This is a genomic window from Reinekea sp. (assembly GCF_982785585.1).
This window is the reverse complement of the sequence record NZ_CEYAVF010000024.1, coordinates 46,021-55,432: the sequence shown is the minus strand read 5'-3', so window position 1 is coordinate 55,432 and position 9,412 is coordinate 46,021. Positions and strand designations below refer to the sequence as shown.

At 52.1% G+C, this 9,412-nt stretch carries 11 protein-coding genes; 7 read left to right on the top strand and 4 right to left on the bottom strand.

From position 1 onward, the window contains the following. From AC4FIC_RS10700 to AC4FIC_RS10690, 3 genes are all read left to right on the top strand, one after another. Positions 1-340: ABC transporter substrate-binding protein (locus tag AC4FIC_RS10700; protein ID WP_488043845.1), on the top strand; the 340-nt coding region annotated here is incomplete at its 5' end. A gap of 3 nt (positions 341-343) precedes the next feature. After that, entirely contained in the window at positions 344-2,716 is a 2,373-nt protein-coding gene (locus AC4FIC_RS10695; protein WP_273285271.1) for a putative bifunctional diguanylate cyclase/phosphodiesterase, read from the top strand. Positions 2,717-2,840: 124 nt separating this feature from the next. Then, entirely contained in the window at positions 2,841-4,187 is a 1,347-nt protein-coding gene (locus AC4FIC_RS10690; RefSeq protein WP_100256717.1) for a class II 3-deoxy-7-phosphoheptulonate synthase, read from the top strand. A 45-nt stretch (positions 4,188-4,232) separates the two neighbouring features. Here AC4FIC_RS10690 and AC4FIC_RS10685 read toward each other — a convergent pair whose 3' ends face one another. Both AC4FIC_RS10685 and AC4FIC_RS10680 read right to left on the bottom strand, forming a co-directional pair. After that, on the bottom strand, positions 4,233-5,351 hold the full coding sequence (locus tag AC4FIC_RS10685; protein WP_100256716.1) for a M15 family metallopeptidase: 1,119 nt from the start codon (positions 5,349-5,351) through the stop codon (positions 4,233-4,235). A gap of 209 nt (positions 5,352-5,560) precedes the next feature. Next, on the bottom strand, positions 5,561-6,004 hold the full coding sequence (locus tag AC4FIC_RS10680; protein ID WP_273285275.1) for a tellurite resistance TerB family protein: 444 nt from the start codon (positions 6,002-6,004) through the stop codon (positions 5,561-5,563). 132 nt (positions 6,005-6,136) lie between these two features. On the opposite strand from AC4FIC_RS10680, the gene AC4FIC_RS10675 reads away from it, so the two are divergent. Next, positions 6,137-6,532, top strand: a complete 396-nt coding sequence (locus AC4FIC_RS10675) for a DUF2721 domain-containing protein (RefSeq protein WP_100256714.1) — start codon at positions 6,137-6,139, stop codon at positions 6,530-6,532. Here AC4FIC_RS10675 and dapE read toward each other — a convergent pair. Next, a complete protein-coding gene (gene dapE, locus AC4FIC_RS10670) occupies positions 6,529-7,659 on the bottom strand; it encodes a succinyl-diaminopimelate desuccinylase (protein WP_100256713.1) in 1,131 nt (376 codons plus the stop codon). The genes AC4FIC_RS10675 and dapE overlap by 4 nt on opposite strands. A 75-nt stretch (positions 7,660-7,734) precedes the next feature. Here dapE and AC4FIC_RS10665 point away from each other — a divergent pair, with 75 nt between their 5' ends. Both AC4FIC_RS10665 and AC4FIC_RS10660 read left to right on the top strand, forming a co-directional pair. Beyond that, positions 7,735-8,019 (top strand): hypothetical protein, encoded by a 285-nt coding sequence (locus tag AC4FIC_RS10665; RefSeq protein ID WP_100256712.1) that lies wholly within the window; start codon positions 7,735-7,737, stop codon positions 8,017-8,019. Beyond that, complete coding sequence (locus tag AC4FIC_RS10660; protein ID WP_100256711.1) at positions 8,012-8,404, top strand: hypothetical protein; 393 nt, start codon at positions 8,012-8,014, stop codon at positions 8,402-8,404. Before AC4FIC_RS10665 ends, AC4FIC_RS10660 begins: the two co-directional genes overlap by 8 nt. Positions 8,405-8,463: 59 nt before the next feature. Here the strand turns inward: AC4FIC_RS10660 and AC4FIC_RS10655 are convergent, their stop codons facing one another. After that, positions 8,464-8,925: a cold-shock protein gene (locus tag AC4FIC_RS10655; protein ID WP_100256710.1), complete on the bottom strand. Its 462-nt coding sequence runs from the start codon at positions 8,923-8,925 to the stop codon at positions 8,464-8,466. A gap of 231 nt (positions 8,926-9,156) precedes the next feature. Here AC4FIC_RS10655 and AC4FIC_RS10650 point away from each other — a divergent pair, with 231 nt between their 5' ends. Continuing rightward, positions 9,157-9,363: a SlyX family protein gene (locus tag AC4FIC_RS10650; protein WP_100256709.1), complete on the top strand. Its 207-nt coding sequence runs from the start codon at positions 9,157-9,159 to the stop codon at positions 9,361-9,363. The last annotated feature ends 49 nt before the right edge of the window (positions 9,364-9,412 follow it).

The window sequence follows — 9,412 nt, the reverse complement described above, 5'->3', positions numbered from 1 at the left end:
CGTGCTGCAAGAGCGCTACGACAATATTGAATTTGTCGTGCCGGATGAGGGCACCGTACTGTGGATCGACTATTGGACGCTGAGCGCCAACAGTACCCAAACAGAGCTCGCAATGGCCTTCTTCGATTTTCTACTCGAACCGGCAAATAACGCTCAAAATGTACGTTATCACTACTCGGCGACCTTCAGCGACCAGGCCAAGTCGTTACTGCCGGCGGACATACGCACTAATGAGGCGGTGTTCCCGGCCAATGCCGACCGCTTTGAAACGCTGCAGCGGCCGTCCCGCCAAACAATTCGTACCATGATGAAGATTATCAATAACCTTGATATTGACTGAGCGATGAAGCTACAGACCAAATTCTTAGTCAATCTGGGTTTGATAGCCGCAGTGGCGCTGCTGGTGTTTGCGTTTTTCAACCGACAGATTATCGATCAGTTTAATGAGGATGAGATCCACAGCCGGCTGAGCACTCATCTACAGCTCAGCAGTGAACTGGTGGACAACCTCTTGGCCAATGTGAAATCCGACCTGGATTTGATCAGCAACGACAGCGTGATCACCAGTTACTTCGCAACCAATGAGATCAGCCGCTATCAGCTGTTCCATTCCGAGGGCACCCGGACGCTCAAGCGGTACTTTAAACATCGGGAATTCTATGCCGAAATTGCCATCGTGTTACCCGATGGTTTCAAAGACATCTATGTCAAGGATAAGGCCGTTACCGATACAGACCTGGACACAGGACTCCTGACACGAGCCGGAAATAGCGTGGCGCAAAGTGACACCATCCTCTTTGGCGTTGAGTTACTCGATCCCAAACGCGTCTTATTGAATGCCTACCAACCGATTCGGCAATTTTCCAGTCGGCTGATGACCGATCTTAATCCATTGATCGGTTATATTAAAATTTCCGTCGACCTGGTGCGTTTGACCAACAAGAACAGTTCCGAGCGTATTCTGTCGTCCTTTATTGTCGATGGCCAAAATTACTACGATCTTGACACGGCAGCCGAGCTGAAAATTGATCTCGCCTCAGTCCAAGCAAGTCGAGTCAATAGCGTCTCAAAACCGATCTTGGATCGGCTCATCCTGCAGTCCAGCTTACGCAACGATATTTACTTCGATGTCTCGACCCAACTGCTGCAGCGCGGCCTGATCATTATTATTCTCGTGGTGGTCAGCCTGTTAAGCATGACGGTGCTGTTGTTGCGAGTCGTTATCCTCAGGCCACTGGCGGTCTTTTCGGATTTAATCGCTCAATCCGATAGCCCTGCCGTCGGCGATATAAGCTTGCGCCAATACGATGACAATGAGTTCGGCAAACTCAAACAAAAATTTGATGGCCTGATGTACCGCCTGCGGGAATCCTCATCCAGCCTCGAACGTCAGGCCTTTTCCGACCCACTAACCGGCCTACCCAATCGAGCCGCCCTGTATCGCTTCTTGGCAAGCAATACCGGGGCAGAGGTTCTGCGACCCCTGTCGATTTTGTTTCTCGATCTGGATGGCTTTAAACAGATCAATGATATGTATGGCCACACCACCGGCGATTTAGTCTTGATTGCCGTCGGCAAGCGCCTGCGCCAACTGGTCCGCGGCCAAGCGATTGACGATCTGTGTCTGCACCAACTTGATGCCCGGCAAGACTCGGTGATCCGGTTGGGAGGCGATGAGTTCACCATTATTTTGACCGGTGATGAAAACGCGGAGTTTGTTGCCCGGCGCATCGTCGAGGGCTTTCAAACAGCCATAAATATTGATGACAAGGCCTTCTACACCGGCGTCAGTATTGGCATTTCGCAGTACCCAGCGCATGCCACGTCGCCATCTACCTTGATGCAATATGCCGATTTGGCGATGTATCAGGCCAAGAAGCAAGGCAAGATGCGCAGCGTGCTCTTTTCACCGGAACTGGTCGAATTTGAAAAGCAACGCCAACTCATTGAGACCGCTGTGCGTGAGGGCATCGAGCACGGTCGCTTCAGCGCCTACTTCCAACCCAAGGTGCGCATTGACACCGGCGCCATCGTCGGATTCGAAGCGCTCGCCCGGCTACGGGATGATCAGAGTGCACTGGTGCAACCCATCGCCTTTATTCCGGTGGCCCAGGACAGCGGGGTACTGGAATACATCACCTATGCGGTGGCCGAATCAACCTGCAAGTTACTCCAACAGTTGGCTCAACCCGGTTTGGTTGGGGCTATTAATATCTCACCCACACAGCTAAACGATTTGCGCCTCATAGCGGACATTCGTACCATCATGGCGAGCTATGATGTGGTGCCGCAACAGATTGAATTTGAGATTACCGAGGAGGAATTAATCGGCAATCCACAGATTGCCAAACAAAACCTAGATCTATTGCGTAGTTTCGGTTTTCGCACAGCTCTGGATGACTTCGGCGCCGGCTATTCCTCGCTCGGCCAGATTAAAAAATATGCCTTCGACACATTGAAACTCGACCAGCTGTTTGTCAATACCGAGGATTACAACAGCACCGCAGCCTATGGGGTGGTCAACTCAATCCAGGCGTTGGCCAATACCCTAGGCATGGCGGTGGTTGCCGAAGGCGTGGAAACAGCGGCACAAATGGATTTCGTGCGTGCCATCGGGATCGAGATCGTGCAAGGATTCTACTATTCCGAACCCTTACCTCTGGAGGCCTTCGTGGAGTTCTATTATGCCAATCAACGCACCCTAAAGCGCTCCTAGTTGGCGAGCATGTATGCAATTTAGTACAAGCAAATCGAACTCATTCACCGCAAGGGTCGATTGGGCCTAGCAATCGAAAATTTGTCGCCTAGAATACACCTTCTTATTTTTTACAGAGAAACTCATGACTGACTGGACCCCGGACTCCTGGCGCGGCAAAACGATCCGTCAAATGCCGAATTATCAGAACCCAACTGCGGTCACCGCCGTTGAACAGCAATTGGCCAACCTGCCGCCCTTGGTCTTTGCCGGTGAAGCCCGTCAGTTGAAAAAGGAATTGGCGAAGGTGGCTCGTGGCGAGGCTTTTTTACTGCAAGGGGGCGATTGCGCCGAGAGTTTCCGTGACTTCCGCACCAACCATATTCGCGACACCTTTATGGCCTTGCTGCAAATGGCCGTGGTGCTGACCTATGGCGGGCAGAGTCCGGTGGTCAAGGTCGGGCGTATTGCCGGGCAGTTTGCCAAACCTCGATCAACCGACAACGAAACCATCGATGGCGTGACCTTGCCCTCATATCGGGGCGATATCATCAATGATATTGAGTTTACCGCAGCGGCCCGAGAGCCTGACCCGGAACGCATGCTAAAGGCCTATCATCAGTCCGCTTCGACCCTGAATCTAATCCGCGCCTTTGCCCAAGGCGGCCTCGCGGACCTGCATCAGGTGCATAAGTGGAATCAAAATTTCGTTGAAAAAAGCCCCCAGAGTGCTCGCTATCAATCATTGGCCGAGCGCATTGATGAAGCCTTGGCCTTTATGAGCGCCTGCGGTATTTCGCCTGAAAATACCGCCCAGATACGTGAAACGCAATTCTATACCTCGCACGAGGCGTTGCTGTTGCCCTATGAACAGGCGCTCACCCGAAAAGACAGCTTTAGCGGTGACTGGTATGACTGTGCTGCGCATATGGTATGGATCGGGGATCGCACACGTCAGCTCGATGGCGCGCATTTGGAGTTCTGCCGCGGCATTAAAAATCCGCTCGGCCTCAAGGTTGGTCCGTCCACTGACCCGGAAGAGTTGATCCGCCTGATCGATATTTTGAACCCGAACAATGAAGCCGGCCGCTTAAATCTAATAGTGCGCATGGGAGCGGAACAGATCGGCGAGCACTTTCCGCGTCTGTTACGCCATGTCAAGGCGGAAGGCCGCTCGGTGGTGTGGAGTTCCGATCCCATGCATGGCAACACGATCAAAGCCAGTACCGGTTACAAGACCCGTCGGGTCGATGATATTTTGGCCGAGGTGCGAGATTTCTTTGCCATCCATAAGGCAGAGGGCACCTACGCCGGTGGGGTCCATTTTGAGATGACCGGGCGCAATGTCACAGAATGCTTGGGCGGTGCCTTTGAGATTTCAGAAACTGATCTGGCCGATCGTTATCATACCCATTGCGATCCGCGCTTGAACGCAGACCAGGCCCTGGAATTGGCCTTTTTGATTGCCGATAGCTTGAAGCAGTCACGCTGAAGGACAATTTAAAGGCAAAAAAAAAGCGCCCTCGGCGCTTTTTTTTTAAACCACTCGAATGTGCCAAGGCTCGTAGCGAACCCCTAGGCTGTTATCGGCGGTATAGCGAATCTGCACATAACCTAGATTCTGCAGTTTTTTGAACTCATCGGTGGCCGCAAAGGCGGAGGTGAAGTTCTCCAAACCGGCGCCAACCTGACCCACATCGAAATCACCGATAGCGTGGTACGAATGACCTGGCGGGGCGAGTGAACGGGATGCCCGGGACATGTTACCGCTGGCCTGAACGGTTTTGGCCATAAACAACTGGTACTGCTTCGGTACATTGCGGACGCCACTGGTTAGGATCAGCGACTCACCGACTTCGGTGCGCAATTTGCTGTAAAAGTTTTCTGACTGACCTCGAAACACATAGTGTCCGGTACCGGATATCTTAATTATGTCTTTTTCCGCAATCACATTAGTTTGCTTGGCGATAACCTTTTCACCGAAAAAGCCCAATCTGCTTGAGTCTGCGGTAAAAATCTCATCCAAAAAATCTTTCTCGGCTCGGGTAAATTCACCTATTCGGGCCGAGTATTTACCGTACTTATAGGTATCATCGAGCGACAAAACATTGAAATTGCCATAACCAACGTATTTTTGGACCCTGTTTATCCGCTCTAATGTTTGCACCAGCAGCGTGTATTGAGCGCCATCTAAGACGATATCGTCGGTGTAGTTCGCTTCGAAATTGGCAATTTTTTCTTGGCTGGAATCTGCTGAGGCCTGCATCTGGGATGCATCCTGTGGTGCAGTAGCACGTTTTTGCGCTGCGGTTAAGACAACCTCTTCAATAGGGGTTTCACTCGCCGGTTGTGCGGGGAGTTGGTCTATCAGCTGCTCGGCGCGATGTTGTTCAAAGGCCACGGCCGGTCGGGCATGACTTGGAGTCGCAGGCTGCATTGGGGCTTTTGCCTGGGTTGCCGGTCGCACCAACATGCCCTCATCCGATGACGGATTGGAACCGTTTAACACCTGCGCAGCAGCTTTGGTTGCGCGCTGGGCCAAGGGTATGTCGATCAGCGCAGAGCCTTGAGCCAGCATATCCCATGACACATAGCCTGCGCCCGCCACTAAGGCTGAGGCGGACACAGACTGTACAATAAATTCTCGACGCTTCAATTAGGTACTCCGCCCCGAAGGACACCAAATATCAGATAAAAAAAACACACTCATTGCTCAGAATAGCGTCTGTACTGCTGTCTGTGCAACTACTTTAGCACCTTGAAGTTGCACAAGATGGAAAACAGCCCGGCTCTAAGGCCTTTTTGTCTGAAAAACGCCTCGACGTCGATCTATCGGCGATCCAGGTCAGGTATTAGAGCCCGTTATCATTGTGCTGCGCTCGGGCTGGCAGCGGCCTTGGCACGAATAAAATGAGAATGGTGCAGGTGCAGCAAATCGGCCACACGGCGAATGCGGTGATCCTCATACTTATCGAGTCGACCGTCGGCATAGGCGACCCGCCACAGATCGACGATCAGTTCAAAGCGCTCGGTTTCACTCCACTGGCTATTGAGCACCGTGGTGAATTGGAATAGGTCACTACTGGCGTGACGCCGTTCGAGCGCCAAATCGATACAGGCTGCTATAGCGGCGGGGGTGTCGCCTGTACGACGGGCCAGAATGTCACTGATGCAATCACGCTCACGACGATCGATTTCATTGTCTGCCAGCATCACCTCGATCAACAACACCGCGGCGGATTCGTCCACCGTGAGCGCCAATGGGACTTCGGTCTTATTGGCAAAAAAGGCCATTATTTGGTCGAGCATTAAATTTCCCCTCCCCTCTTATTAGCGTTATATGGCAACATGGTATCACTTAGGTCGGCCCACGGCCCGCCAGCGAAGGCTAAGCCGCCGCTATTGGAACGGCTAGCTTTCAAATTCGGAGTATTTACGCGCATGTCCCTGACCACACCTGCCCTGCTTTTTCCGGCTATTTCCCTGCTCCTGTTGGCCTATACCAATAGGTTTTTGGTAATCACCCAATTGATCCGATCGCTCTATAAACAGAACGACACCAATCCCGATCTAGACATCCGTAAACAGATCCTGCATTTGCGAGTGCGTATTATCGCTATTCGCCGAATGCAGGTCGCCGGGATATCTTCTTTTATACTCTGTGTCGTGACCATGTTTGCGATCTTTGTCCAGCAACTCTATCTCGCCAATATTTTCTTCGCCGGCTCAATGGTGCTATTGCTGGTATCACTCTTTATCAGCCTGTATGAAGTCCAGATCAGTGGCCAAGCCCTGCAGCTGCAACTGAAGAACCTGGAACAGCTCAGCGACGACTAGGCCAATAGATTGACCATGATGCCGTAATACATTTTGGTCAACGGCTCTAGGTCGGCCACCGCGACACATTCATCAACCTGATGGATGGTTTTATTGGTCGGACCCAATTCAACCACCTGAGCGCCAGTCGGTGCGATAAAGCGGCCGTCGGACGTGCCACCGGCAGTCGACAGTTCGGGCGCATGGCCGGTGACTTCGGTAATGGCTTGAACGGCAGCTTGCACCAAGGCACCCTTGTCGGTTAGGAAAGGCTGGCCCTTTATCTCACAGCGCAGACTGTAGTCTAGACCATGTCGATCCAAAATTGCCCGCGTGCGCTGCTCCAAACTCTCGCCCGTGACCTCGGTACTAAATCGGAAACTGAACATCAGTTCCGCCGTGCCCGGTATCACATTGGACGCACCGGTGCCGGAGTTGAAGTTGGAGACCTGAAAAGATGTTGCGGGAAAATAGTCGTTGCCCAGATCCCAGACCTCGGTTGCCAGATCGGTCAGTGCAGGCACCACCAGATGTACCGGGTTTTTCGCCAATTGCGGATAGGCGACATGACCCTGCACGCCTTTGATCGTGAGGTGACCCAACATCGAACCGCGCCGACCGTTTTTAATGGTATCGCCCACGGTCACGCTGCTGGATGGTTCGCCTACTACAGCCCAATCAATCTGTTCCTGGCGTTTGGCCAGCTCAGCCAAGACCGCCACCGTGCCATGATAAGCATCGCCCTCCTCATCGGAGGTGATCAGGTAGCCAATACGGCCGCGATGATTGGGGTAATCGGCCACAAACCGTTCGCCGGCGACCACCATGGCCGCCAGACTGCCCTTCATATCGGCGGCACCGCGACCGTAGAGCATGCCATCGCGTTCGGTCGGCACAAAAGGTGGCGACGTCCAGTGCGCCGGGTCGCCGGTCGGAACCACGTCGGTGTGGCCGGCAAAGACCAGCAGTGGCGCACCCGTGCCATGGGTCGACCAGAGGTTATCGACATCTTCCACGCGCATGGGCTCATTAACAAAACCGTAATCGGCCAATCGACTGGCCATGATCTCTTGGCAACCCTTATCATTGGGTGTTACTGAATCGCGTTCAATCAACTGACGGGTCAGCGCTAGGGTTTCAGACTTCATTGGCAAGGCACTCACACTTTGATTTAAAAGACAGCTATCATACGCATAAAGCAATCCGTATTTAAGAGGCGTGCCATGAACTTCCGAGATCGACTGCATGACTGGTTGCAGCGCCACACTGGCGATCCCCGGCGTGCGATGACCTTTTTTACTGGCGGAGGGTTCGGCTTCGTGATTGGAATGATGATAATATTGATCAGCGAGCGCCTGATGACCCCCAGTTTAAATCAGGAATTAACGGCTTTGGCTGGCCTTTTAGTAACCTGTATCGGGACTATGATCGCGTTTTGGGGCTATATGGGTATAAGTCTATTTAAAATATTAATCTATCTACTCGAGCGGAAAACCAATAATGAGTAACGCACCCGATATTGAAATTTATATCCAGGAATTATCAACTGATCGGGCCATCGCCTGGCTTGAGTCGATCTTCAGTGAGGTTAAGGTTGCACAGAAGAAGAAAGGTATGCCGAAAAAAGCCCAACCCTTAACTATTAACTGGCAGGGGGCCACGATCCCGGCCGTGGTATTTGAAGACGTAGTGCCGGGCTTTACCAGCATATGGCTCGACAGCCCGAGTCTACCCTGGTCCGATGACCGAGAGTGCGCCAGTGCCGCGGCGCAGTTTTTAGACTTGACGGTGCGTGTTACCGCCGGCAGCTGGCAACAGGATGACAATGGCGACGCCTGGATAGAAGTATTGCCCAACGGCAGCACGCATGAGATTAGCTGGAAAACCGATTGATAACTCGGTGGCCATAAAAAAAGCGGCCAAGCCGCTTTTCAAAGCCGATTAAAAGGGTTTTAGTTCTGGCGCAGGATGGTCACATCTTCTGCTTGCAAGCCCTTAGAGCTTTCGACAACGCCAAACCGTACCCGCTGGCCTTCCTGTAAAGATCGATGACCTCGGCCGCGAATCGAACGAAAATGGACAAAAACATCCTCACCACTTTCACGGGTTACAAAGCCAAAGCCCTTGCTGACGTTAAACCATTTGACCTGACCCTCTTCGCGGTTATCTTCATCAAATTGTGCGGCCAGAGGTTGTACAATGAGTTGACCTAGCAGCATCAAAACCAACACGGCGAGGGCTAAGACTCCATAAGCGGCCATCTCACCACTTGAAAATTCCATATCGATCAAGGACGCGACGCTGTTATTCGCCACACCGGTCACCAAAGACAAGGCACCGGCTAAAATGATTGGTGCTGGCAAGGCCACCAATATACTGACACCCAAACGAACTAACCATATTTTACTGTTCATATCATCTACTCATTAAATTACACTATGACTTAACCGGTCGGACAACCGAACGGTGTGACTGACCCGCACCATCCCCAAACTGGGCATTTACGGTATTTAAATAAACCATTTAAACATTCTACATCTAGGGAACGTCTCGAACCCGATACTTTTTCGCCCATTTTGGCGACCAAAGCGGCATAATGCCAACATTTGCCCCCTAAAAGCAATTAACTAATAACCGAGAGCCGAATGACTGACGAAACCCGTATCATCGAATTGGAATCCCGACTGACCCACATGGACGACACAGTAGAACAACTGAACGATGTTATCAGCGCACAGCAACACCAAATAGACCGCGTGGAACGGTTGTTGAAGCGGTTAATGGATCAGCAGCAGGACCTAAAAGACCAGTTTGCGCCAGAGGTCAACGATACACCACCACCCCATTACTAGCTCTGACTCAGGCCGCAAACTTCAGGCCGCTAGGCGTTCGGGCGATTAG